The organism is Aeromonas sp. 604176, from assembly GCF_049170755.1.
In the GTDB taxonomy this organism is placed as follows: Bacteria; Pseudomonadota; Gammaproteobacteria; order Enterobacterales; family Aeromonadaceae; genus Aeromonas; species Aeromonas veronii_A.
The window spans coordinates 1-26,224 of record NZ_JAAKNE010000005.1 but is presented as its reverse complement, the minus strand read 5'-3'; the positions used below and the strand labels follow the sequence as shown (position 1 = coordinate 26,224).

General features: G+C 53.5%; 23 protein-coding genes. 1 reads left to right on the top strand and 22 read right to left on the bottom strand.

Annotated features, from left to right (window positions below; genetic code table 11):
- Window positions 1-17 precede the first annotated feature (17 nt).
- The 12 genes from G5358_RS01680 to G5358_RS01625 form a co-directional block, all read right to left on the bottom strand.
- Window positions 18-1,088, bottom strand: coding sequence for a galactosyltransferase-related protein (locus tag G5358_RS01680; protein WP_421309671.1), 1,071 nt, complete (start codon window positions 1,086-1,088; stop codon window positions 18-20).
- A gap of 12 nt (window positions 1,089-1,100) precedes the next feature.
- Window positions 1,101-1,970: a UTP--glucose-1-phosphate uridylyltransferase GalU gene (galU, locus tag G5358_RS01675; RefSeq protein ID WP_421323473.1), complete on the bottom strand. Its 870-nt coding sequence runs from the start codon at window positions 1,968-1,970 to the stop codon at window positions 1,101-1,103.
- A 13-nt stretch (window positions 1,971-1,983) separates the two neighbouring features.
- The gene (locus G5358_RS01670; protein WP_421221607.1) at window positions 1,984-2,790 is read right to left on the bottom strand and encodes a YqiA/YcfP family alpha/beta fold hydrolase; all 807 of its coding nucleotides are present in this window, start codon (window positions 2,788-2,790) and stop codon (window positions 1,984-1,986) included.
- The gene (locus G5358_RS01665) at window positions 2,791-5,556 is read right to left on the bottom strand and encodes a glycosyltransferase family protein (protein WP_421221609.1); all 2,766 of its coding nucleotides are present in this window, start codon (window positions 5,554-5,556) and stop codon (window positions 2,791-2,793) included.
- Window positions 5,557-5,615: 59 nt separating this feature from the next.
- Complete coding sequence (gene wecC / locus G5358_RS01660; RefSeq protein WP_421309672.1) at window positions 5,616-6,872, bottom strand: UDP-N-acetyl-D-mannosamine dehydrogenase; 1,257 nt, start codon at window positions 6,870-6,872, stop codon at window positions 5,616-5,618.
- Window positions 6,873-6,939: 67 nt separating this feature from the next.
- Complete coding sequence (gene wecB, locus G5358_RS01655; protein WP_227342487.1) at window positions 6,940-8,115, bottom strand: non-hydrolyzing UDP-N-acetylglucosamine 2-epimerase; 1,176 nt, start codon at window positions 8,113-8,115, stop codon at window positions 6,940-6,942.
- Between the two features lie 48 nt (window positions 8,116-8,163).
- Entirely contained in the window at window positions 8,164-9,156 is a 993-nt protein-coding gene (locus G5358_RS01650) for a CgeB family protein (protein WP_421309674.1), read from the bottom strand.
- Window positions 9,157-9,384: 228 nt separating this feature from the next.
- Entirely contained in the window at window positions 9,385-10,611 is a 1,227-nt protein-coding gene (locus G5358_RS01645; protein WP_421221617.1) for a sugar transporter, read from the bottom strand.
- Window positions 10,612-10,626: 15 nt separating this feature from the next.
- Window positions 10,627-11,277, bottom strand: coding sequence for an ABC transporter ATP-binding protein (locus tag G5358_RS01640; RefSeq protein WP_421259286.1), 651 nt, complete (start codon window positions 11,275-11,277; stop codon window positions 10,627-10,629).
- Between the two features lie 10 nt (window positions 11,278-11,287).
- Window positions 11,288-12,088, bottom strand: coding sequence for an ABC transporter permease (locus G5358_RS01635; protein WP_421173013.1), 801 nt, complete (start codon window positions 12,086-12,088; stop codon window positions 11,288-11,290).
- 65 nt (window positions 12,089-12,153) lie between these two features.
- The gene (locus G5358_RS01630) at window positions 12,154-13,962 is read right to left on the bottom strand and encodes a polysaccharide biosynthesis/export family protein (protein WP_254204258.1); all 1,809 of its coding nucleotides are present in this window, start codon (window positions 13,960-13,962) and stop codon (window positions 12,154-12,156) included.
- On the bottom strand, window positions 13,949-14,323 hold the full coding sequence (locus tag G5358_RS01625) for a hypothetical protein (protein WP_201996467.1): 375 nt from the start codon (window positions 14,321-14,323) through the stop codon (window positions 13,949-13,951). Before G5358_RS01625 ends, G5358_RS01630 begins: the two co-directional genes overlap by 14 nt.
- A gap of 1,170 nt (window positions 14,324-15,493) precedes the next feature.
- Between G5358_RS01625 and G5358_RS01620 the strand changes: the two genes are divergently transcribed.
- Entirely contained in the window at window positions 15,494-16,018 is a 525-nt protein-coding gene (locus G5358_RS01620; RefSeq protein WP_216953357.1) for an acyloxyacyl hydrolase, read from the top strand.
- A 171-nt stretch (window positions 16,019-16,189) separates the two neighbouring features.
- Here the strand turns inward: G5358_RS01620 and G5358_RS01615 are convergent, their stop codons facing one another.
- The 10 genes from G5358_RS01615 to G5358_RS01570 all read right to left on the bottom strand — a co-directional run.
- The gene (locus tag G5358_RS01615) at window positions 16,190-17,686 is read right to left on the bottom strand and encodes a C69 family dipeptidase (RefSeq protein WP_421323472.1); all 1,497 of its coding nucleotides are present in this window, start codon (window positions 17,684-17,686) and stop codon (window positions 16,190-16,192) included.
- A 456-nt stretch (window positions 17,687-18,142) separates the two neighbouring features.
- Window positions 18,143-18,778, bottom strand: coding sequence for a maleylacetoacetate isomerase (gene maiA, locus G5358_RS01610; protein ID WP_005361400.1), 636 nt, complete (start codon window positions 18,776-18,778; stop codon window positions 18,143-18,145).
- 139 nt (window positions 18,779-18,917) lie between these two features.
- Entirely contained in the window at window positions 18,918-19,913 is a 996-nt protein-coding gene (locus G5358_RS01605) for a fumarylacetoacetate hydrolase family protein (protein WP_139411878.1), read from the bottom strand.
- 10 nt (window positions 19,914-19,923) lie between these two features.
- The gene (locus G5358_RS01600) at window positions 19,924-21,075 is read right to left on the bottom strand and encodes a homogentisate 1,2-dioxygenase (RefSeq protein WP_216953354.1); all 1,152 of its coding nucleotides are present in this window, start codon (window positions 21,073-21,075) and stop codon (window positions 19,924-19,926) included.
- Window positions 21,068-22,204 carry a 4-hydroxyphenylpyruvate dioxygenase gene (gene hppD, locus G5358_RS01595; RefSeq protein WP_323935940.1) on the bottom strand — a complete coding sequence of 379 codons (1,137 nt, stop codon included), beginning with the start codon at window positions 22,202-22,204 and terminating at the stop codon, window positions 21,068-21,070. The genes G5358_RS01600 and hppD overlap by 8 nt, the downstream gene beginning before the upstream one ends.
- Window positions 22,205-22,428: 224 nt before the next feature.
- Window positions 22,429-23,127 (bottom strand): HAD family hydrolase, encoded by a 699-nt coding sequence (locus G5358_RS01590; protein WP_421323471.1) that lies wholly within the window; start codon window positions 23,125-23,127, stop codon window positions 22,429-22,431.
- Window positions 23,128-23,134: 7 nt separating this feature from the next.
- On the bottom strand, window positions 23,135-23,794 hold the full coding sequence (locus G5358_RS01585; protein ID WP_421265426.1) for a TIGR01621 family pseudouridine synthase: 660 nt from the start codon (window positions 23,792-23,794) through the stop codon (window positions 23,135-23,137).
- Between the two features lie 176 nt (window positions 23,795-23,970).
- The gene (locus tag G5358_RS01580; protein ID WP_005337302.1) at window positions 23,971-24,663 is read right to left on the bottom strand and encodes an ABC transporter permease; all 693 of its coding nucleotides are present in this window, start codon (window positions 24,661-24,663) and stop codon (window positions 23,971-23,973) included.
- 3 nt (window positions 24,664-24,666) lie between these two features.
- A complete protein-coding gene (locus G5358_RS01575) occupies window positions 24,667-25,407 on the bottom strand; it encodes an ABC transporter permease (protein WP_005352911.1) in 741 nt (246 codons plus the stop codon).
- 211 nt (window positions 25,408-25,618) lie between these two features.
- Window positions 25,619-26,224, bottom strand: a 606-nt coding sequence (locus G5358_RS01570) for a transporter substrate-binding domain-containing protein (protein WP_421323470.1), incomplete at its 5' end; no start/stop codon positions are given.

Sequence of the window (26,224 nt, the reverse complement as noted above, 5' to 3'; positions counted from 1 at the left end):
TTGCTCAGATAAAAAGTTCAGCGAGATGTGGGCTTAAACATATCTCTGAAAAAGGCCCGAGGGTTGAGGTAGAGCTTGCGCAGCTTGCGCCACAGTGGCCGCTTGCGCTGCACCCCCTCTTGCCAGCGCAACAGCCCCGGATATTCGCTCACCGGATAGCCCGCCTCCTCCTGCAAACGGATCATCCACTCGCGAAAATCCGGCAGCTCCCCGCCAAGGTCGTTACAGGGCACCACGGGCCCTTTCAACGGGCCTCGCTCTGCTTCACTGCGAGCCAGCATCTGCTCAAGCAACTGATCATTGTTAGCCCGCCGTTTGTGGTAAGGGTGAGTCAGGGGGCGCGGATGCCACTGGTGAACCAGAAACCGGCCGGCAAACAGATGGGGCAGCGCATAATAACTGAAATAGCGCCGAAACCCCTGATAATCCCCCGGATGCTGTGCCTTGATATTCAGGGCATAGTCATCCGGTCTCGGCCCGATGGGATAATGACGGGTGAGCCGGTCAATCAGTTCGAGATCTTCGCCGCCATGGCCGACAAACTGCTCGTCAAAGCCCCCCAGTTGCAAAAACCACTCGCGATTCATCAGCAAGCAACTACTGGCCAGGGCGATTCCCTCCACCCGGTGATTCTCCCCGCGCAGAAAGGATTCCAGGCAGCCCTGAAAATCCCCGTCAAAGCGCTCCGTTTCTTCCTTGGTCAGATAGAGGCAGGGGTACATCTCAAAAGAGGGTTGCCCTGAATGAGCATACAGCTGGCAGCGGTCAGGAAGTTGCTTGGCCAGTTGCGGTGAGCAAAGGAGGTCTGCATCCATGATAAAGAGCGTGCGTGCGGTACTGTGCTCAATACCATGGCTACGCGCCAGTCCAGGCGAGTAGATAGGAAAAGGCTGTGAGTCTTCCAAGATCCGGGCATCAAGCTGCCCTGCTAGCAGATTGCGCTGGTTAGTCGGAATCAAAATATCCAGATCGCCTGCGATATGAAGAGACTGGAGGCATGCCTCCAGTCTCTTCACCGCAGAATCCAGACTACCCCGCCCACTTTGCTGAAAGTGGAACGGTGTAATAACACTGAGATCTCGCGACATGGTGTCCTACGCTCAGTGTGCCAGCAATTCTTCGAGATAGGCTCGCAGCGTGTCCGACAACTCGGGATGGCGCAGGCCATATTCAATGTTGGCTTTCATATGGCCCAGTTTGCTGCCGCAGTCATAGCGGATACCGTCAAACTCGTAAGCCATGACCTCTTGCTCCTTGAGCAAATCGGCAATGGCATCGGTCAACTGGATCTCGCCACCGGCCCCGCGCTGGGTCTGCTCAAGTAGCTCAAAAATGCGTGGCTGCAGTGCATATCGGCCAACGATGGAGAGGTTGGATGGCGCCTCCTCACGGGGCGGTTTCTCCACGACGCCATTGAGTTTATACAGGCGTTCGCTCACCGCTTGTGGTGCAATGACACCATACTGGCTGACTTTTTCCATCGGCACGGCTTCTACAGCCACGACCGAGCAATGGCTCTCGCCAGCGAGGGCAATCATGGTGTCGAGGCAGGGAGTCTTGTCGCAGTGGATCATGTCGTCAGCCAGCAATACAGCAAACGGCTCGTTACCAACGATCTGCTTGGCACACAGTACGGCGTGGCCCAGTCCAAGGGCTTCAGTTTGACGAACATAGAAGCAGTTGACGCCGGCGGGGATGATGTTCTTGACGGTATCGAGCAACGCCTTCTTACCTGCTTGTTCGAGCTTGTACTCAAGCTCGAAGTTGCTATCGAAGTGATCTTCGATGGCACGTTTGGTCCAGGATGTAACAAAGATCAGGTCGGTAATACCGGCGGCAATGGCCTCCTCAACCGCATACTGGATCAACGGCTTGTCGACCACTGGCAACATCTCTTTCGGGCATGCCTTGGTGGCGGGAAGGAAGCGGGTACCCATACCCGCGACAGGAAAAACGGCTTTCTTAATCATATTAATCCCGTATTTATAAACTCTTGGCTAACTCCAAGTATCTTAAAGTTATCTCTTTACTACATGGATTGTGGCCTTCGGAGGGGTTACGATATAAGTACGTAATCAGCCCCCTCTCCGTGAGCTTGCTGTTTTTATATTGGTCGCGCATCCATTGCATAAATGGTGCACAATGTCGTTCATAATGGAAGATGTCATCAAGGTTCTGCATGAATATAATGCTTGGCACTTTTGATGTGGCTTTGAAAACATCAATTGCATTAAATTTCATTGGGAATTTTTTTCGATACTCATCAACGTTCATTCCATTGTAAATTGTGTCTAGTACATCTTTTACCTTTGATTCGTAAAATAATGTCCAATCCGTTTGAGGGTTGTTTACAACTACAACAGGGCTATTGAAATATGGAGAGAGCATCAATGATGCAAACCCTCCTGCTGACGAGCCATAAAGAATCGGCTTCGAAATATCGAGACTCATCTTTACTGCGATAAATTTAACCAGTTCGGAGAAGCGGTAAAAATAATTCGTTTCCATAGAACATTGAAACCAGCCAATACTTAACTGGTTGTCAGTAAGAGTTGGGTCAGTAGCAATAATTATATTGTCTTCTAACTCATCCACCCAACTGACTCGTTGGAAGTTTGGCTGGGGTTTTGACTTGTCCACAGCGCCTTGACCAAAAATATAAAGTTGTGTGCTGTTGGTCTTCGATTTTTTAATAAACACATTATGAGTGATGTGGGTATCATGAATAACATAATGCCCATCTTCAACATATGTGAAGTTACTGACGCCGTGAAACTCAAAAATTTCCATTTAGATGCCCGATAAGTCTCGTTTCAACTCAGAACAAATTACTTGGCAATTCTTCAGGTATTCCTCATCTTGGATGGTCCAAGTATGGGCACTGGTATTGGCATAACGCATCTGGATAAAATTGTATTTATCCGATGAGTATATGGTGAAGCCATTTTCCTTGCAGTCCTTAAGGAAGTTGGTGTCTTCACCGCGATTGCGGCTATGGAATTTAACCTTGTCAAAGACCTGTCTACGAATCACCAGCGTGCCGCCCGAAATAAAATCGGAATAGCGATTATCCTTTCCGGGCTGTTTGATTGCCATGATGTTCTTGGATTCCACATAGCAGAAATAGGAGTCTTTACCTACTACGTCGGCACCGCTGAAGTTGAAGGCCAGCAGGGCATCCACCAGATAGTTTGCTCCGTAGATATCGTCATCATCCATCTTGGCAATATAGTCACCCGATGCATTGGCAACACCGTGATTGAGGCAATCACCTAGCGTCATGTCTTGCGGCAACTGATGTACCTGAACATTCGCCAGTCCCTGGACTTTGCTCTTCACGGTTTCGATGTCGAAATCATCGTTGTTGAGGATAATTAACAGCTCTTTGTTGGCATGGGTCTGACGCTGATAGTTGTCAATCATCATGTCGATGTTCTTGGGACGGTTGGTACACATGATGATGGATACCTTGTCGCCCTGATCGACAGAGCTTTCAACTCCAATTGTCTTCAGGATCTGTTCGAAACGTTGCTGATAAGAGTGATGCTGCAGGCAGTGACGGGCGGCTTGATGACCCAGACGTTCACGGTCGAGATCGGATTCCAGCAACTGCTGAACAATGTTCTTTGCCTCATCCTTGTTGTTTACGATGTGAACATGTTCGCCCAACATCGCCTTCATGCCATCGGAGTGGGTCGACACCACTGGCGTCCCACATGCCAGGATTTCGAAGACCCGACGAGAGAACATGGTTGGTGAGTCTTGTACCGTGTTGATATTCAGGAACAACTTGTACTGGCGATAAGCGGTGACCATCTGGTCGTAGCTCAGAGAACCCACAATAAACGGCTGATATTTGGCCGGGAAGATACGAGACTCGCGATGCTTGGTGGCGTGCAACATGCGATCGTAGACGTGCAACTCACGATGCATGGCCCCATCGAGCACGATCTCGGTCTGAATACGGCGGGTATCATGGCCATTGTTGTACCAGCTACCGGCGAAGCAGGCTTCATAGGTAGGCAGCTTCTTGCGCTTGTCACGGATCGGGTTGTGAATCGCCGGCTGCGCCGCAAAGGCTAACGGGTAAACCCTATCGTGGCCGACACGGGCCTTGTACTTGTCCACGATCCCGCCATCGGTGGTAAAGATGTAGTCACAATCAGCTGCCACATCGATAAAGACGTCGTAGTTGGTCGGATCTTCCTTGTTCCAGAACACTACGGGAATGTTCTTGGACTGGCAATACTTGATGGCTTCGCGCAGCGGATCGCCCAGGTGCTTCTTGTAGCTGGCCATGGTGTAGGTCCACTCGCCATCATTACCATTCCAGGCTGACTCGACGAAGAACAGCACGGGGTTGGCTGCATCGATCTCGGCTTTCCAGTTCTTCTTGGTCAGCGGAATGAAGTTGGCTTCGTAGCGGAAACACTCGTAAGTGAACTTGTCGCTGATCGAAACGACATTGATATGCTGGTTGCGCAGACGGGCACGAGGTTCGAATGCGGGCCAGGTTATCTCGTCATTGGGACGAGCTTCGTTGAAGATGCCGACCTGTTCCAGCAACTGCTGCCTGATGGTACTGTCCATGGGCGAATGTTCAAATTTCCCCTTGCGCTTGGCCGCCCGAATTTTGATGAGCTTTTGCGGCAGTGACAAAAGCCCTGATAGCTTGTTGCGCTTGGCTTCTGCCAATGTTTTGCCAAGACGATAATACAGAGATTTCTCCACTTGCTGTTTTTCATAAAGTGCCGTAGCCAGCTTATCTTTTAATGCTTCCAGATTGGTTTTTTGAACCATTGGAGAATCTGGCAGCGCATGTATACGTTTCTCAAAGGCAGATGTCAACGCTTTGGCTTTGAGCTCAAATATACGGGCTATCTCTTCTGGAGATTGGCAATTTTCGAGTGTAATCGCATTAACCGGCAGCATCTCTTCCGCAATGATCTTGAGTGGTTTGATGCTGAGAGTTCCTTGACCTTTGAAACGCAAGGCAATACTGAAATAGCGTGCGTCAGGAACCGTTTCAAACTCTATCCGATTAAGGCCGTTATAGACTTGCTGGAATTTATGCGCGATACGTTTTTCTTCATCGTATTGAATGAGGAACATGGCACAATCAGGACGCAGCTCACCATACTGGGCATCAATAAACACTTGATATTTATGACTACCACTGATGCGCCATACCTCTTTGTTCAGTGGCAACCCATTAATATTCATACTGCCTGTCTGCAAATAAAATGAGTCGCCATCAACCAGATCCATGGTCAGAGTTGCTACGCCATTTTTATCAACCGAGATTGACTTGTTACGATCATTATCAGCAGGGAGTAGCCATGCATCAGCACTTTCTATATTACTGATGTTTTTGAAAGATAACAGGGGATAGGACTGCTCAACCCATTCAATCTTGTCAGTTTTACGAGCCAACTGTCGATAAAGATAATCAAGGTGCTCATCATAGATAGAGAATACTGTATTGAGCTGATTATTTTCCGGATGGGGTGAGTGCTTATTTTTACGAGAATTTTTTTTAGCAAGACGGGTTGACATATCAGAGTTCTTTTTTTCACACAGTGGCCGGACTAAGCCAGCCACTGTTTACGAGTGGATTATTGAGCTGCGTTAACGAAGTCAAGCAATTGGTTCTTGGCAGCATCGCTACGGTTGAGACCAAGGAATTCTTTGTGTTTTACCAATATCACAATCATATCGGCATGTTGCAACGCATCAGACAAAGAGGCCAGCTTAACATTATTGCGGTTCTCCAGTACCGGCGGCAATGCTTCGATATTGGGCTCAACTGCCAGGATCTGATATGCCGGGTTGTTCGCCAGGGTCTTGGTGATATCCAGTGCCGGGCTCTCACGCAGATCGTCGATATCCGGTTTGAAAGCCAGACCCAGACAGGCAATTTTCGGGTTGCTCAGACCGGCAACCGCTTTTTCTACCTGCTCCACCACATAGTGCGGCTTGTAGTCGTTGACCAGGCGAGCCTGGTGGATGATTTTGGCAGTCTCAGGATTCTGGTTGACGATAAACCAGGGATCGACTGCGATGCAGTGGCCACCCACGCCGCAACCCGGCTGCAAGATATTGACTCGCGGGTGACGGTTGGCAAGGGAGATCAGCTCCCACACATTGATGCCCTGCTGGTCACAGATCAGTGACAACTCGTTGGCAAAGGCGATATTGACGTCGCGGAAGGCGTTCTCGGTCAGCTTGCTCATCTCGGCGGTGCGCGCTTCGGTGGCGATGCACTCACCCTTCTTGACAAACATCTTGTAGACCTGAGTGGCGGCTTCGGTACTAGCCTTGTCCATGCCACCGATGATGCGATCGTTCTCCACCAGCTCGCGGATCACCTGACCGGGCAACACACGCTCCGGGCAGTGGGCAACAAAGATGTCAGGGGTCTGGCCTTCTGCCACAGTGTGCGGGAAGGTCAGATCGCTGCGCTCTTCGGCCAGCCATTTGGCCATCTGTTCGGTGGCCCCCACCGGAGAAGTGGACTCCAGTACCACCAGATTGCCTCTCTCCAGCATGGGCGCCAGGGCACGGGAAGCACTCTCGATATATTTCAGATCCGGTTCGTGATCTTCACCCTTGAACGGAGTCGGTACGGCAATCAGGAAGGCATCCGCCTTCTGCGGGCTGGTGTGTGCGCTCAAGTGGCCATCCTGCACCGCTTGCTTGACCAGATCTTCCAGGCCCGGTTCCACGATATGGATCTTGCCCTGATTGATGGTGTCTACCGCATGCTGGTTGACATCGACACCGATAACCCGAATGCCGTTACTGGCAATGACTGCTGCTGTTGGCAAACCGATATAACCCAGACCAACGACGGAGATGGTTTCGAATTTCATTATTTTGTGCTCTCAAAAGGAAAACTGGGGGCAATATGCCCCCAAGGACAGTTATGTAATCTGTAAATCAGGCCACTTGCAGGCTGCTATCGATCTGCTGGCCGAGGGCGCCGCTCAAGCCGATGACGGCCTCAACGATGCGCTGACTGGTTCTGCCATCCCCATAGGGGTTGTTGGCATGGCTCATCACCTGGTAGGCCAGCTCGTCATCCAGCAGGCGAACGGTTTCTGCAACGATAGTCTCGTCACAGGTCCCCACCAGACGAACTGTTCCGGCCTTGACTGCAGCAGGACGCTCTGTGGTGTCTCGCATGCACAGCACCGGTTTGCCCAGGGTGGGCGCCTCTTCCTGAATACCGCCCGAGTCGGTCAGGATCAGGTAGCTCTGCTTCATCAGATAGACGAACGGCAGGTAATCTTGCGGCTCGATCAGATGCACATTGTCGAGCCCCTTGAGGTTGCGGTTGACCGGCTCTTGTACGTTGGGGTTGAGATGAACCGGATAGACGATTTGCACATCATCCCGCTGGGCCAGCACGGAGAGCGCCTTGCAGATCCGCTCAAAGCCATCGCCATGGTTTTCGCGGCGATGGCCGGTGACCAGGATCAGCTTCTTGCTCTTGTCGAGGAAAGGGAAGCGCGCGGCCAGTTCAGCCTTCATGCCAAGGTTTTTATCAATGCGTTGGGAAACCTCAATCAGGGCGTCGATCACCGAGTTACCGGTGACGAAGATGGTCTCCGGAGCGATGTTCTCCATGATGAGGTTTTTCAGCGAGCTGATCGTCGGGGTGTAGTGTTGATCGGCGATGCCACCAGTCAAACGACGCATCCCCTCTTCCGGCCAGGGAGAGTAGATGTTGCCGGTGCGTAGCCCTGCTTCAACATGGCCAACCGCGATACGGTGGTAGTAGGCAGCCAGTGTCGCCGCAAACGACGTAGCCGTGTCACCGTGCACCAGAATGCGGTCCGGTTTGAACTCGGCAAAAACGGGTTTGAGCCCCTGCAAGATGGCGGTCGTGACATCTGTCAGATCCTGGCCCGGCTTCATGATGTTGAGATCATATTCCGGCTCAATCTCGAACAGGTTGAGAACCTGATCCAGCATCTCCCGGTGTTGCCCGGTCACGCAGACCCTGACGTCAACCTTGCGATTGGCCTGGAAAGCCTTGACGATAGGGGCCATCTTGATGGCTTCCGGTCTGGTACCAAAAACGATCAATACTCGCTGCGCCTTAATTGGCATAATAATCACTCCCGTGTGAGCTAATTGGTTTTATCTATCCGAAATTAACTAATAAAGACTGAGTTCACTGTTGAGCTGTGTCAGCCTGTGTTGCCAGGTGTGTTGGGCCAGCACGATTTCCATCGCGTTTTGACCCAATTCGTCTCTTAGTCGAACATTATTTTGTAATTGTTCACACCATTCGCGCGCCGCAGCACCATCCTGCACTGCGACAATGCTCTTGCCAAAAATGTTACCCATGGCGATCGAAGGGGTGCTGATAATAGGGCAGCCAGCAGCGGCCAATTCAAACACCCGACGGGATAGCATTGTTGAAGATTGACTAATCGTATTGAAGTTCAAATATATTTGATATTGCTGATATGCCTTGGCAACTGACATTTGGGTGATCGCAGGTTTACAGTAAGGTTGTAGTTGCTCAGGATAGCTGCAGCCATTTCCCTTCTGCCAAAACCGGTCAAAAATAATCAGATTTTTATCTCGCAATGCCAGAAGAATATCCTCCTGAACCCTGCTTCGCTCAGCCAGCTCGTTACCATAATAGCCCCCCAGAAATGCGACCTCCTGACCCCGCACTCCCTTCTCTGCAGGGTGATACCAGCGTGGCTGGGCAGCAAACATCAGCACACCGACATGCTGAAAACGCTGATGGGGGAGCGCATGATAGCGCTCCAGTGAGCCGGAATCCGTGGTGTAGACCACATCAAACAACGCGGCAGCATCAGCAAAGCGTTCGAAGTGAAACGGATCCTCTTTGTTCCAGAAAATTGTTGTAATTTTCCGCTTGTGGCAGAATTCCAGCACCCTCCGCAGCTCTGGTTTATTGGGCGAACTATTGGCATAACTGGCTATTTTCCCTTTCCAGCTATCCTTATAACCACGCCAGGCTGATTCGACAAATAAAAAGTCAGGTTTGTAAAATCTTAACTTCCATTGCCAATCTATCGGTGTTATTTGAATTAAATCTGCGTCTGGAGCCAAACTGAATGTAGTAAACTGGTCGGCCACTAAAGCAATACATGGTCGTTTATTATTGCCCAAAGAAATTGATCCACACATATAATAAAGTGAAAATCATAGCCACCTATTATCTATATAGCGTGGAATATGAATAGCATGCTGGTTTTTATCAAAAAACCAATAAATTTATATACAATAGTCGCTTGGCTATATTCTGACAGGCAGACCTCATTCCTCAACGTTATCTCTTTGGCAGATGATATTCTCATCTGCCAAGAATACAGTTCTGACCTATCTTGCATCACCTTATCAATCCTGGTGTTCACGCAAGGTAGCCAGCCCCATAACAATCAGGCCATAGAAGAGGCAAAGCAGAACACCAATTGTGACCAGGTTATACAAGCGGCGTGGGTATTCGGCTTCTTCCGCCAAGGTTGGCTTCGTCACGACCAGCAGGTGTTTCAGCTTGCGATATGCCTCAACGCGGGCTTGCTCCAGACTGATAAGGCCCGTCTTGTAGAGATCAGCAGCCAGAGTGGCCTGGGTTTTCAGATCCATATATTGGGCAGTGATTTCGTTCATTGCCTCAGGTGCCACCTGAGTGCCAGCACCGGCGTCATTGGTGGTCAATTTCGCCTTTTCCTGTTTCAGTTGCTTGCTTAACGCATCAACACGACTTTGCACCGATACCACCCCTGGTGCGCTCTCTTTCATATAACTGCGCAATTGCTTCAGTTCTGCCTGCTGGCGCACCAGTTCGGCTTCAATTTCACTGACCACACCAAGGCGTGCAGTGCTGGTCGATTCCGGACTGATTAGCTGATGGCTATTTTGAAACGCCAGTACCTTGGCTTTCTCTGCCTGCAAGCGTTGATGGGACCGGTTAACCTCTTGCTCGACAAATGCGAGCTGATCCATGGCGACCTGGTGGCCCAGCTTGTTGATAAAACCTTCCGCCTCTTTCAGCATCATGTTAACTACCTGCTGGCCATAGACGGGATCAAAAGCCTGCAATTCGATAGTTAATACCCCGGAGAGTTCATCAAGACGCAGGGTCAGGTGATCACGGTAATATTCAAGAAACTCTTCGCGGGTCGCCTCCCCCGATAAACGGGAGAAGAAGTCGGCATCATGGCTTTGGTAGTGCGCTTTGAGCGCCAATTCGCGATCCAGCTTGGCCAGCAGATCCCAGGAGCGCAGGTACTCTTGTACCAGCAATACGTCCTGATGATTGCTACCACCCAGCCCCAGCATAGACAGGGCATCGGGCAACATTTTGATTTGATCTGCCTGCTTGATAATGATGTCACTTCGGCTGACATAACGGTCTGAAGCAATCCCACCAAAATAGATCGATGCCATGGTAAAGCAGGCTACAACCCACAAAAAGCTGCCCAGTTTCAGACTCTGTTGCCAAGACCTGTGGGCAATTTTATAACCGTTGGAATCAATGAAGAAACGCTTCGGCTCTTTGCCAAGTTTGCGAAGCTTCCGCACGAAGCGTGATGGCTTTTCTGTTCTGATAGGTTGTGTCATGTTTAATTGTGCTTATTATAGATTTTGATAAATACGGATGGCATCGTCGATATTGTCAAATACCTCCAATCTGCTATTTCGTAATAAAATACCCATATCACACTGCTGACGAAGGTTTTTCATATCGTGCGACACCATAATCAGGCTGGCTGTCTCACGCTTTTTGTTAAATACATCGATACACTTCTGCTTAAAACGCGCATCCCCCACCGAGGTGATCTCGTCAGTCAGATAGATATCGAAATCAAACGCCATGCTAACCGCAAAGGAAAATTTGGAACGCATACCACTGGAGTATCCCTTGATTGGCAGCTCGAAATGCTGACCTATTTCCGAGAACTCCTTGACCCATTCCTCAACAGCAGCCGTCTCGCTCACCCCATGAATGCGGCAAACAAAACGGGTATTTTCACGCCCCGTCATGCTGCCCTGAAAACCTCCCCCCAATGCCAGTGGCCAGGAGACCCGGCAATGCCGGCTCACTTTGCCTCGGTTGGGCATATCCATGCCCCCAAGCAGCCGTAGCAGGGTCGATTTGCCCGCCCCGTTGACCCCCAGAATGCCGATATTGCGATCCCGAGGCAGGGTGAGCGAGACATCGCGCAGCACATAGTTACGGCCAAATTTGGTCGGGTAATACTTGGTAACAGAATCAAGAACAATCATGTGGATCACTTTAACTTGCAATCAAGCGACGATGGCTTAACCGATAGCAACTCATGGCGAAGGTGAGCAGTATCAGGGTGACAGCAGCCAGATACTCCCAACTAACATATGGGCTGCTATAGCCGGCAATCCAGCCACTACGAATAAGCTCGAGGGCATGCACCAGCGGATTCCATAAAAACCAGTGCCGATATTGAGCCGGAATGGTGGCCAGCGGGAACATGACACAAGAGATAAACATCAATGGCATCATCAGCAGGTTGAGGAATTTGTCGGCCTCTTGCACCAAATTGCAGATAACACAAAAAACAATACCGAGGGAAAACGAGAATACCATCAGCAGCAGATAAATAAGGAGCACCTGCAGCGGGTCGGCGGGGATGGCATCAAAACCAAACCAGATTAGCCCCAATATCAATACCCCCCCCACCATCATCCCCACCATGGTTTCGAGCATAAAGCGCGCGATGAAGGTTGAGAATGGGGTGACCTGACGGTAGCAAAACAGCCCCATATTGGAGCTAACTGCCGTTTGCAGTTTACTCACCACATTTTTAAAAAAGATAAAGGGCAAATACCCGGCGGTGATAAAGAGTGGTGCTGGCGCGCCGCCAAAGCCACTGTGGTTCCGCAGGCCAAAAATCAGGCTGAAAAAACCAATCATTAGCAGCGGATCCAGCAGAGCCCAGGCATAACCCAACCGGTAACTACCAAAGCGGGTTTTAAGCTCACGAATAAGCAGGCCAAAGACAACATCTCGCAACACCTGCAAGGATGTGCGCGGCGTTTGATTAAGAATCGGTTTATTCATTAGTTCGCTTTACCCATAGCAGACTCGCCCATTGGCGAGTCTGCTTTTTTACAGCAAGAAGCGGCTTAGTTAATTGCTACGTTAGCAGCCACGGCGATCTGATAAATGATTTGGGTAATATCCTTGACCGATTGCATGGTTTTGCTGTCAACCTTGGGCAACACCAAAATCTGATCACCGGGCTGGACACTCCCCTTATCTTTAAACTCCACCAATCCGTTGGCATGAACCACGGCAATCCGCTGGTCATTCGCACGCTCGGTAAATCCACCCGCCCAGGCCACATAGTCATCGAGAGTCGCATTGGCGTTATAGACCACAGCCTGTGGCATCAAGACTTCCCCACCGACCTGAATCAGGTCCGTTCTGTTCGGTATGACAATCTGGTCACCCTGTTCCAGCTGAATGTTCGCAACAATCCCCTTGTCTGCGACCACAACCTTGCCAAGAGGCTGGATTTTTCTGGCCTTTTCGACAAAGCGCATCACCAGTTCTGCCTCTTTGGCACGGATCGACGCTTCACCATCCGAGCTGGCAGGAGCAGTAAACACACTGCGCTCCAACCGGTTGAGCGACTCTTCCAACATCTCTTTTTGCCGCGCAGCGACACTCTTGCGCATCAGGTAGATGGATTGGTAATCGGCAAGCTGTGGGTCAATGGGAATATGGTTGAGCAGCTCATGCAGCTTGGTCTGCTTGCGCACAGTGAAATATGAGGGCCCCATATAGCTACCTGCGACCTGCACATCATAAACCTGTGCATGCATGTCATCATTGAACAAGACTTTGTCACCATCCTTAAGCTGGAGGCTGGCAAAATCCTTGTAAGGTAAATAGATGGAGAATGGACCACTTGGACGGTCACCTATCACCCCGACATGACTCACCTTGGCAAGCGGCAGTGCGTAGTTAACCAGCTCCGAGCCTAGCGTATTACGCTGAGTCAATTCGAAACGGAAGGGATTACGAACCTTGCCCGCGACATTTATCATCGGGCCCTGTGGCTCTACCAGGATGACATCCTGATCTTTAAAAGAGAGCTTGGGCATTTTGCCCTGCTGCATGAATTCATACAGATCGATTTTTTGGATGACCTGGTTCTGGCGTAATACCTTTATTTGGCGATAGCTGCCGCGCTCCGAGTCGATCCCCCCAGCCCGCTTTAGAAAATAGAGCACACTGTCAGAGGATTGACCCGCATACTGGCCTGGCCGTATTACCGGGCCAGTGACAAACACACTCACGGGAGTTGTTGTCAGCAGATTGACGTAGATATTGACATTATTTGTAAAAACATCGCCAATCCTGCTGGTCACCAGATTATTGACCTGGCTGGCAGGTACATTCTTGACATTTATCGGGCCGACATCAGGGATGAAAATATTGCCCTGATTATCTACCGTCACTACATTTGAAAAATTGACGGCACCCCAGATCCAGATATTAAGCTTGTCCCCTGGCGCTATCAGATAATTGTCATTCAAGCCATCGCTGCGTTCGGTCTCATAGCCACCGGCAAACAGATTGGCGCCATAGGGAGGAGGTAATCCAGCCTCTGCCAGGGGCAGTAATTTACGTACATCTGCCTCACCGGGTAACAACATCCCTTGACGATTCTGTTGGGTAAAACTCCCGGTCGTTGAACTTGTGTTGGCCTGCCCACTCAGTGCTGCTTGACCACCAAGCTGGGTGCCGGTGTTTTCAGCAGCCTTTCCTGAAAGGGTGTAACCAAATGATGATCCATTTGCTTGCGCTAAATCCGGGGCGGCAATGGCCATGGTTGCGCAGGATGTACTGATGAGAAACAGAAGTGTGCCGAGCTGATAAATTTTCATTTTGTTCAAAACATGTGCCTTCATTTTATTGCTCAGCAAGAAGGTTGCTGACAGAGGTCTGTTCCAGTTGAGGTATCAGATACCATTGTTCTTCAGTCTTGCATGCCGCGCGCCTTTGCGAATGGCCTTGCATGCTGTTAAACAACAACTCAACGCACTCAAGACCCAGAGCCGAAACATAGCGTTGCCCCAGGGTATAGGTAACATTGTTTCTACTGAATGCAGCGCCTTGTGGCAGTGTATTCAGCGCCTGCTGCAGATCGGGAGGCATGGCATACAATTCAGTAGCAACTGACGGGTTGACGAGAGGACGAGACGCTTCTACCTGCTTTGGCTCATATGCACAGCCACCAACTTGTATGGCTAACGATATGGCCAATAACCGGGTTGCAAAATTCATGTGTCAATATTTCCCATGGAGTCAAGTGTTGATCTGTTAAAGCCAGGTCGCCTTATGGTCTGGCAACGCTATTGCCGATCGACTCATTATCTTTCATGACCAAAAAACGAACTGACATGTGGCTGTTCATCCCCAGCCCTGCAACTGCAAAAGCGGGTTTTGAGTTCCTCATCAACAGACAATCTGCCGAGACTGCGAAGCGATACCAGGCAGTCTGAACAAGAGGGCTTTGCTCAAAAAATTACCATTTACAGCACACATTTCAGAATGTTCTGAGTGAATCGAGCAAGACACGATATATGATGGATCTCAGACAGAACAGCAATAGTCTCATCAGAAGTAGGCATGAGCTCTAAAATGAGCAATGCTGCTCAATTGCTGTAAAGATGTAGCGATGTTGATGCGAAACACTGTTTTTTTGCCATAGCTACCGCACGGCAATGACATCTTCCCGGACAAAAAACAGACAAAATGGATGTAAAACTAAAACAGGAGGGAAAATAACGATGCCTGCCAGCTCAAAAAGCAGACAGAAATTGATTGCAATGTAAGCACCCACCCCGTGCATGAGAACGTCACAATGTGACGTATATCATGTTTATTCTCATTTTTTTCGAATGCTATCAATTAGCCACAATTGGGTCAACACTCAAAAAACTCACCTGCATTCTTCACACGACAAAGAGGGACACAAGACTCTGTTTTTAAAAGATTTACACTCAAAGCAGCATTGGTAATAAATGTATTCGTACGGTGTAAATATTTTTGACGACAAGCAAGATTAATTTAGAAATTTCTTAATTATCCCTCGCTCCTCCAAAAAGAAATTAATTTTTGTGAGTCACATCCATTGAACTTTCAATTAAAATATGGTTGGCAATACTTTATTCGAGTTCGGCAACCTCTCTGATATCCCCATCAATCCACTCAGCCATTGCCTGAAAAGTGACCGCCATTAACATCACACATAACAAACTGTTCAAATAACGTTCAGCCAGACTCCGTTTTTCCCCCGTTATTGAGAACATAAAAGTGATAGACCATTTATTCGCCAACATGGTTTTTTTTAGTTTTTCTGGCCGTGATTGACAGGGTTATTGCCTGTTGACTATGCCTGATATGTGTCCGATTGAATCGGCACCACAGGGTCTCAACGACATTGGAGGGGGCATGGACGCTAACACTCTATCAAGGATTGGCCTGCTGGTTTCACTGCTCACCAGCACAGGGGCCGTGGCCAATGACAATATTCTTGCCCTGCAGCTGGGCAAGGCGTTCAGCAATGAAAAGCTTGACATCAAGATCGCCGATGCCAAGTTTCACCACATGTTCTGGCGCTGGGGAGACTCGGCCTGTCAATTTGGATTGGGAGTGCGTGGCGGTACCCTCAAGGTAGAAGATGAAGAGACAGCAAGACTGGGAGGCGGTGCCCGTATCGAATGCCAATGGGGTAACTGGGTGACCTGGATCCCCGGCGAAATGGTCTGGCTCGATCAGTATCAATTTGGCACCCGCGGCCACGGCTACAAGGATTACGGCGGTCCCTTGCAGTTCGCTCTGGGTATCGGCCTCGGTTACGCCATCACCAAGAATTGGCTGATCGGCTATCAGTATGAGCACATGTCCAACGCCTATATGTATGACAAGAACCCGGGGCTGGACAGCCATACCCTCCATATCGAGTACCGTTTTTAGCCAGACAGACTTCGTCGTGCTCATCTGAACACACTCTGCAAAAAAGCCTTCACTCCCGTGAAGGCTTTTCGTTATGTCGTCTTCTGATAACAAAGGTGACAGTGAGAAGATCACCATACTCAAGACATGGATGACGACACGCTCTGCCGCCTTACCACATCATGGGGGCAATCAGTCCTTTTTCGCCTTGTTGGCGAAGAAGATATCGGCCTGAATATCCTGGGTGCGTACAGTGAAGATCTGGTTGGTGAGATCGTCGGTCAGCGTTTCCGCCTCCTTCATCACCCGCAGATTGAAGTCGTTGAGCATGCTGTTGGCGGCGGCCTTGTCGGTTTTGACCGTTTTCAGGTAGCTGGCTTCCATCTCTTTCTGCTCTTTGGCGATCTTCGCCTCCCAGCTCTGGTACGCCTGCTTCACTATGGGGGCCAATTTGGGGTAATCGGTCATCACCAGGGTCTGCAGTTTGCGATATTTCCAGTAGATGGAGTCGCTGTCGGCCTTGTCACTGCCCATGGCATAGTGCGCCGGATAGGCTTCCAGACCGCTGTAGTAGGGAACGAAGGCGGTCAGATCCGCCATGCCGAGGCCCAGATAGGTCACCTCCCCCACCTCACGCGGCATCCAGGGGCGAACCTGCATCACGTGAGACTCGTAAGTGCGGAACACACTGACGGGGCGCCACGGCTCCTGACCGTTCAACCCCTTGCTGTAGGGATCGTGCTCGGTGCCGTCATAGTGATTGCGCAGCACCGCCTTGACCTCCTCCAGCGTCATCTTCTTCTCGGGGGCGAGGGTGACCGGGAACTGACGACCGGCATCCACCGCCTGCTTGAGCGAGGGGTTGAACATCTGCTGGATGGTCCAGACCCGCGGATCGTTATAGGTGCGGTCCCGCTCGTCATCGCGGGTATAGGCTTTCGAGAAGTTGAACGCCCCATCCTTTTGCGGATGGTAGAGCCCCTTCTCGGTGGCAAATTCGATCAGATTCTTCGATCCCATCGTATCGGCACTGGCGGGATCGTACTGCTGCAAGCGGCCCTGATTGCCGGTAGCGAAATAGTGATTTTTCGGCAGTCGCTGCGCCATCCAGTGGTGGCCGGTGGCGGTCTCCAGATACCAGAGCTCGTTATCATCCACCACGGCGACGCCAAATCCCTCCCCAGCACCAATGGTCTCGATGATGTTACCAAGCAAGGCGATTGCCTCGCGGGCCGACGTAGCGCGGGAGAGCAGCACATCGGGAATGTCGTCTTCGGTAATCCCCTTATCTTCCACATAGGGATCGAAGGCGAGCGCGTCGGGTGAGGCAAAAATGGACTCGGTGCCGCTCACCCCTACCCCCTTCTCATTGAACCCGGTGGCGCCGTGCATCTGGGTCTTCCAGTTCGGTACCGTGGTATAGCGCAGGGAGTTTTTCGGCAAGGGGTAGCTGAAATCATTGGCACCGTTGTGAGCCTTGGAGCTGTGCATACCGCTCTGCCCCTGCTTGGCCGGATGGATTACGAAATGCTGGGCTTTCAGGGCATCGCTGTCGGCGCTGCGGGCCACCATCATGGAGCCATCGGCGCTGGCTTCACTGCCGACCAGCAAGGTGGTACAGGCGAACGCCGACGAGAAGAGAGCAAGGTTGATGGAGAGTGCGACGACGCACTTTTTGAAGGAATACATGAGATCTCCTTGTTGCACAGAGTGGTTGCAAATAAGCGGTGGCGCGCCAGTCAACCTGCCGCTGTCACAAGGGATCTGCGCGGTGACACGGGCCGGACAGTGCGGGCCATCAAACCGTAAACACGAAAAAGAGCAGTGCGAATAAACCATGGAAACCAGGGAGGTAGCCAGGCCCCCTGATAGGCGACCTGTGCGCATTTCTGCTTTCCGCTGTCCCGCTGGCGTGGCGATACTAGGCCCAATCAACTGACTTGAGTGTGACTGACAGCCCAAAACACCAACAATAAAGACTAAGTCAATGCAAAATGTTGATAGGTGTGACAAAAGAAGGATTATTGGCGACATTCAGCCGTCAACACGAAGAACACAAAGCGCACAGAGAGGGGAATAAAGAGATGAGGAGATGTGACGCGTGGGATGGCGTGTTGACGCCATCCCGCGATTCAAGTCAGTAGGTCACTGCGCGTCCGGCTGGTTTGCGGGGGCGGCTTTGATAAAGGCTTGCAACTGTTCGCAATTGGCGACGATGCGGCGGATAGTGGGGTAATCGTCCAGGGTCATGTCGTAGCGACGAGCGTTGTAGACCTGGGGCACCAGCATGCAATCGGCCAGGGTCACTTCGTTGCCGACGCAGTAGACACCGGCGGTGGTCATCAACAGCTGTTCGAGGGCGGTGAAGGTCTCGTCAATCCAGTGGCGATACCAGCGAGCCTCCTGCTCGTTGTTGGCCCTGAAGTGTTCTTCCAGATAGTTGAGCACCCGCAGATTATTGAGCGGGTGGATATCGCAGGCGATCATGTTGACGATCTGGCGCACCCGGGCCCGCGCGTCGGGGGAAGAGGGCATCAGAGAATAGGCGGGATAGGTCTCGTCAAGGTACTCCATGATGGCGACCGACTGACCGATCTGCACATCGCCATCCACCAGAAACGGCACCAGCCCTTGGGGGTTGATCCGGCGATAGGCCTTCTCGCTCTGCTCGCCTTGCCGCAAATTGATGGGATGCTGCTCGTAGGCGAGCCCCTTGAGCTGCAACACGATCCGCACCCGAAAACTTGCCGACGAACGCCAATAGCCAAACAACTGCAACATAATCTGTCCCTGCATCTTATCTGGGCCTGCAGCCCGGCAGGTGCTCGCCACCTGCCTCCGTGTGTATCCTGCACCGGTTGAGGGCTCGTCGTGATCCGGACATATCCCGAATAGGTTTGCCGCCAACCGGCGCTGGTCATCAACCTCCCTGACCGCTCGCTGGCACCACCTGTTGAGAGATGGTGCCAAACAGGTTTTGGCCAGAGCGATCCTCCATCGCGATCGACACTCTATCACCAAACTGCAAATAGGGGGTTATAGCTTGATCACAATCAAGAATTTCCAGCATGCGGCGCTCGGCGATACAGGATGAACCGGCGCTGCGATCGTAGTTGGAGACGGTACCCGAGCCAATGATGCAGCCAGCGCCAAGGGGACGGGTCTTGGCGGCATGGGCAATCAGCTCGAAGAAGCTGAAGGTCATGTCCACCCCGGCTTCTGGCGCACCAAACAGGGCACCGTTGAGGTGAGTCAGAAGCGGCAGATGCACTTTGCCATCACGCCAGTCATCGCCGAGTTCATCTGGAGTGATGGCCACCGGCGAGAAGGCGCTGGACGGTTTGGACTGGAAGAAGCCAAAGCCCTTGGCCAGCTCCCCCGGGATCAAGTTGCGCAGGCTCACATCGTTGACCAGCATCAGCAATTTGACGTGGCTGGTGGCCCCCTGCGCACTCACCCCCATAGGCACATCGTCGGTGATGATGGCTACCTCCGACTCGAAATCGATCCCCCACTCCTCCGAACCCATCACAATCGGCCCACGGGGAGCCAAAAAGCTGTCAGAGCCCCCCTGATACATCAGCGGATCGTGCCAGAAGCTTTCCGGCATCTCGGCGCCGCGGGCCTTGCGCACCAGCTCCACATGGTTGACGTAGGCGCTGCCATCGGCCCACTGATAGGCACGCGGCAGCGGAGAGAGGCAAGACGCTTCATCAAAGGGGAACGCCTCTACCGCACGGCCCTCGTTAAGCTGCTGATAGACAGCCTCCAGCCTGGGGGCAACCTCGGCCCACTCATCGAGGGCGGCCTGCAAAGTCGGGGCAATCTCGCTCACCCGCACCGCCCGGGCCAGATCCCTGCTCACAACCACCAAAGCGCCATCGCGCTTGCCATTGTTCAATGTTGCCAATTTCATAAGCGATTCCTTATTTGCCGGCAGCAGCGTCCGGTCGCTGCCAGCTGGAGACATACCGGGTGTTCTCGATCCCTTCGCACAGACTGCCGACGTTCAGCGCATCGCGGGTATCGAGCATCACTGCCACCTCGTCGGTGAACTTCTTGGCATAGGCCTGCCCTGCCGCAAACGCCTTGGGATGGGGGCCGTGGGTGAAACCGGCAGGATGGAAGGTGACCATGCCCCGCTCGATATTGTCCCGGCTAAAGAAGTCCCCGGCGTGGTAGAAGAGCACCTCGTCGTAATCGTCATTGCTGTGATAGAAGGGCACCTTGAGGGCGCCGGGATCGCTCTCGATGGGGCGCGGCACGAAGGTACAGATCACGAAGCGGCTCGCCACAAAGGTCGAATGAGCCGACGGCGGCAGATGGTAGCGATGGCTCATCAGCGGGCGGATATCCCGCCAGTTGAGGCGCACCACGCACAAATCCCCGTGCCACCCTTGTGCATCCAGCGGGTTGAAGGGCCAAGTGATGACCGATACCTGATCGTGGCGCTTCACCTGCAGCGACCAGGGATTCTCATCCTGCTGGGCCAAAAAGCGCTCGTTGATGGCGGGCACATCCAGCGCCGCTGGGTCGAAGATGGCGTGATTGCCCACCAGCCCCTTATCCGGCAGCTGGTAGCTGTCGTTGGTCGCCTCGATCATCAGGATGAACAGGGGCGCTGTCGGCTCGATGCGCCACATGGTGCCACGGGGGATCACCACGTAGTCGCCATCGCGAAGAGTCAGGTGGCCGTAGTCGCAGAAGAGCTCGCCGCTCCCTTCGTGGATAAAGAGCAGCTCGTCGCCATCGGCGTTGCGCACCAGAAACGGCATCGCCTCGGAGAGCCGCCAGATGCGATAGCGGCAGTGGGGGTTGCTAAGAATGTCGGGAGCCACCCAGGGAGAGAGCGAGCTTACCTCCTCCTGGAGGGCATTGAGGTCAAACAGCCGTGGCCGCAACGGCCCCTCCCAACTGCTCCAGTCGGTGGGGGCATGTTTGTGGTGCATGTGGGTGGCGGGGCCGAAAAAGCCGCTACGCCCCAGCTCGCGCTCATAGATGGCCTGCTCCGGCAGGTCGGCATGGGCCTGTCGGGAGTGGGTTCCCTCCCGGTGGGGAAAGTTAATCCAGTTACGCATTGCTCGCTCCCTCTTTGCGGGCCCCCTTCTCATCCTCACCGCCATCCAGCACGCCGCGGCGGATCTGGTCCAGCTCGATCGATTCAAACAGTGCCTTGAAATTGCCCTCGCCAAACCCTTCGTTACCCTTGCGCTGGATGATCTCGAAGAAGACCGGGCCTATCACGGTATCGGTGAAGATCTGCAACAGGATGCCATCTTTGGTAGGGGAGCCGTCGATGAGGATGCGCAGCTCTTTGAGGGCCGCCAGATCCTCCTGATGCCCCTCGACCCGACTGTTCACCTTCTCGTAGTAGGTATCGGGCGTCGGCATAAAGCCGGTACCGCGGCTGCGCAGGGTGCGGATGGTGTGGTAGATATCGCTGGAGGCCATGGCGATGTGCTGGATCCCCTCCCCCTTGTACTGACGCAGGTACTCCTCGATCTGGGACTTGTCATCCGCCGACTCGTTGATGGGGATGCGGATCTTGCCGCAGGGAGCGGTCATGGCGCGTGAATGCAGCCCGGTCAGCTTGCCCTCGATATCGAAGTAGCGAATTTCGCGGAAGTTGCCGATCCGCTCGTAGAAATTGGACCAGACATCCATATTGCCGCGATGCACGTTATGGGTCAGGTGATCGATTTCGATGAGACCAGCATCCACCTCTGCCATCCGGGCCTGCCAGTCGGGGTAGAAAACAAAATCCACGTCGTAGATGGAGCCCTTGTCGCCATAGCGGTCGACAAAGGAGAGGGTGCTCTCGCCGATACCGTAGATGGCGGGAATATTGAGCTCCATCGGCCCAATCTTGCCGACAAAAGGCTTTGCCCCCTTGGCGATGGCGTACTGCTGGGCTTTGCCCGCATCGCTCACCCGAAACGCCATGCCGCAAACGCTCGGCCCGTGCAGGCTGGCAAACTGCTCCGCCTGGGAGTGAGGCTCAGCATTGACCACAAAGTTGATATCCCCCTGCCGGTAGAGCCAGCACTGCTTGTGTTTGTGCTTGGCGACCTCGGCAAACCCGAGCGAAACAAACAGGCTCTTGAGGGCAGCAATCCCCTTGGCATCGGGGGCTGTGTATTCGACAAACTCGAAACCGTCTGTGCCTAACGGATTGATGGTATGGGTGGCGGAAGAGGTGGCATTCATCGGGCGCTCCTTGCTCTTGATTCGGTTAAAACGGATTGCGGCACCCAGCGGCGCGGCAAGTGTTAACAACTTGTTTCATTAGAAGCAGGGCGTAGCAGGAAGAGAAGAGGCGGGTTGCAGATAGTTTTTCGCAGCTGACAGCAAAGAATGTAAATAGATTGTGACATTCAAGCCGCAGCCTTGCGGATCAAACGGTAACGACCCGCAGGACTGTCAGCTTTGCCTTACAGTTGCCAGTTTTTGACCATCAGATGGGGCAAGCAGGCCCGGGCCTTTTGCAGTCGCACAGGCGTCGGATTGATCAACCACGCCTCTTTCCCCAACCCCAGCAGCGGCAGATCGTGCAGGCTGTCGCTCAAGGCCAGCTCGGCATCGAGGGCGCAAATCTCCGGCAGCAGCTTGTGCTGACCGTGGCAATAGAAGCGCGGCATCAGGCCGCCAAAACGGTAGTGCATCTGCGAGCCAATGATCCGGTGGGGCAACTGGCCGGGCAGTTGCTGATAGAGCTGGGCGCGCACCAGCGCGCAGGGACTGGCGGAGATCACCCAGCAGCGCGCCCCCTCGCTTTGCAGCAATTCGCGAGCCTGACGATACAGCCCCGGCCTGGTGCGGCAATAGGCGCGCACCAGCTTGCGCCAGTCCAAAGGGGAAAGCCCCAACGTGATGGCCCACCAGATAAGGGAGATTCCGCGCCGCCGCTGGCTGGGAAGAAGATAGACCAAGCCACCCAGCGCAATCACTGGCAACAGCAGCAGCGGCCAGATCCGGCGGCGCAGGATATAGCGCAGCAGACCGGCGTGGCTGTCGCCTGGAGCCAGGGTGTCGTCAAAGTCGGCCAGGATCCAGCGCGCAGCCCCCCCGCACTCTCGATTCCCCCCACTCTCTTTCGGCACCACTGGTTCAGCTGGCGAGCGGCTTATCATGGGAGCCTCAAGGTGCAAGAGCGGCAATCGCGGCGGTCAGCTCGGGGGTGACAAACTCGGCCCCCTGCGTGGGCGGGCAGACAAAGTCGAAGGGCTCGCCCGCCAGGGTAAAGCTGAGCTGCCAGGCATGCAGATAGCCACGATCGGCTGATGTACCGCCATAGCGTTCATCCCCGAGAATGGGGGCGCCGATGCTTTTGAGGGCAACCCGGATCTGGTGGGTCTTGCCGGTCTGCGGCTTGATGCGATAGAGCCGCAGCCCCTCGCGCACCGACAGTGAATCGAACCAGCTGATAGCAGGATTATCCAGCGTGCGCGCCAGCATCCAGCTGCCGCCGCGCCCCTTTTGCATATCCCCCTTCACCCAACCCTGCTTCTTCTTCGGTTTACGATCGGAGAGCGCCAGATACTGTTTACTCACCTCACGGGCCGCAAAAGCCATGCTCAGCTCACGGTTCGCGTCCGTGGTGCGGGCCAGCAGCACCAGACCGGAGGTCATCTTGTCGAGCCGGTGTACCGGATAGAGGGTGAGCCCGGTATCGGCCTTCACGCGATTGACCAGCCCCGGATTGACCGACTCCCAGTCGCCCTTCTCGTCATGCATGCCGATGCCGGGCTGCTTGTCGATAACCAGGAAAGCGGGATGCTCAAACAATATCCGGTACATAAAACCTCGGGAACTGGGGGATAAAGCACGCAGCCAACGACTGACTGCGCTCGGGAGTGCTGCATTCTCCCTGCTCGGGCACTATTTGGCAAACCGGGCGGGCAGAGGATAAAGATAAAAAATGGCCCCGCCTGCAACAGGCGGAGCCATTTTCGCTCATCTTGGCAGCTCAACCCTTACACATTGCGCGGGCGCAGGTGAGCGTGCCAGCGCGCTTCCCACTTCTTGAACAGCCAGACGATGACAAAGGTGAGCAGCATATAGAGCAGCCCTGCGGTCAAAAAGGCCTCGAACGGACTGTAGTAGCGGGAGTTGATGATCCGCGCCGCGCCGGTCAGATCGACGATGGTGATGATGCCCGCCACCGCCGAACCTTGCAGCATGAAGATCACCTCGTTGCTGTAAGCCGGCAGTGCCCGACGAAACGAGTTGGGCAAAATGATCCGGGTCAGGGTCTGCCAGCGGGTCATGCCAAAGGCGTTGGCAGCCTCAATCTGGCCGCGCGGCATATTGTGTACCGCCCCGCGCACGATCTCGGCGGTATAGGCGGCGGTATTGAGGGTAAAGGCCAGCAGCGCACAGAACCAGGCTTCGGAGAAGAGCGACCAGGCGGCACTGTTCTTCAGCCACTCCCACTGGGCGGCGCCGTAGTAGATGATAAAGAGCTGCACCAGCAGCGGGGTGCCGCGAAAGAAGTAGATATAGGCCCAGATCGGCCCCTTGATCAGCCAGTTGCGGCTGTTGCGCAGAATGCCCATGGGCACCGCCAGCATCAACCCAAGGATCAGAGAGAGGGCCACCAGCCAGACGGTGGTATAGAGCCCCTCCCAGTAGGTGGGCCACTCTTTGAGAATGATTGAGAAATCCATGGCTTACCTCGTCTTGATGGCATAGTGACGCTCGGCCCACTTGAGCGCCGAGGTGGAGACTGCAGTGAAGATCAGGAAGATCAGCGCCACCGCCATGTAGAAGGTGAAGGGTTGCTGGGTCGAGCCCGCCGCCAACGAGGCTTTGCGCACCATGTCATCAAGGCCGATGATGGAGACCAGCGCGGTGGTTTTCAGCAGCACCAGCCAGTTGTTGCCAAACCCGGGCAGCGCGTGGCGCATCATCTGGGGGAAGAGGATCCGCACAAACACCTGGGTTGCCCGCATGCCAAAGGCCCGTGCTGCCTCCAGTTCGCCTTTGTCCACTGCCAGAATGGCGCCGCGAAAGGTCTCGGTCATGTAGGCGCCGAAGATAAAGCCGATGGTCGCGACACCGGCCACAAAGGGGCTGATGTCGATATAGTCCGGCAGCAGGGAGACCCACTCCTGATTGGGATTACTCTCCAGTAACCAGCTGTTGTAAGTCTCGTTGACCCAGGTGCAGATACCGTTGATCAGCACCTGGCCGCCAAAGAAGAGCAGCATCATCAGCACCAGATCGGGGATGCCGCGAATGATGGTGGTGTAGCCGGTGGCGATGGCCCGGGCCCACTTGTAGGGAGAGAGTTTGGCCAGCGCCCCCAGCATCCCCAGCAGCAACGCCAGCAGCAGGGAGGCCAGCGCCACTTCCAGGGTGACCCAGGCGCCCTCCAGCAGCGAGGCTTCGTATCCTTTCAAATCAAACATATGCAGCTCCATCGCCACTGAATCTTCACGCACCTGCTAACCAGAAGGCTCCATAGCAGTCCGAATGAAATATGTGCAGCTCCATTGCAATCAATGCGGGCCCGTAAACTCCCTCAGGGAGGTGACGGGCCCGATGACTACTGACGGGATCAACCTGTCGTTACTTGCCGTAGACGTCTTTGGACTTACTCGCCGTAAACATCTCTTTGTTTTACTCTCCGTAAACGTCGAACTCGAAGTACTTGTCGTTGATTTCCTTGTACTTGCCGTTGGCACGCAGCGCCAGAATGGCGGCGTTGAATTTCTCTTTCAGATCCTTGTCAGCCTTGCGCACCGCAATACCGGCACCCTCGCCAAACCACTTGGGATCGGTCAGTTTCGGGCCGACGAATTCGAAGGCATCACCGCCCTCTTTCTTCAGCAGACCGTCGGTGATGGCGGCAGAGTCGGCCAGCACATAGTCCACACGACCGGATTTCAGATCGAGATAGGCTTCATCGGCGGTGCCGTAACGCTTGATGGTGGCGTTGGGGAAGTTGTCGGTAATAAAGGTATCCATGGAGGTCGCACGCTGCACCGCGACGGACTTGCCTTCCATAAAGGCTTTGTCGAGCTGCACGTCAGTGCCCTTCTTGGCGGCGAAGCGGGCCGGAATGTGCTGGTACTTCTGGGTGAAGTCCACCTTCTTCTTGCGCTCTTCTGTGATGTCCATGGTGGCGATGATGGCGTCAAACTTGCGTGACAGCAGCGCCGGAATGATGCCGTCCCAGTCCTGCTTGACCAGGGTGCACTTCACTTTCATCTCTTCGCACAGGGC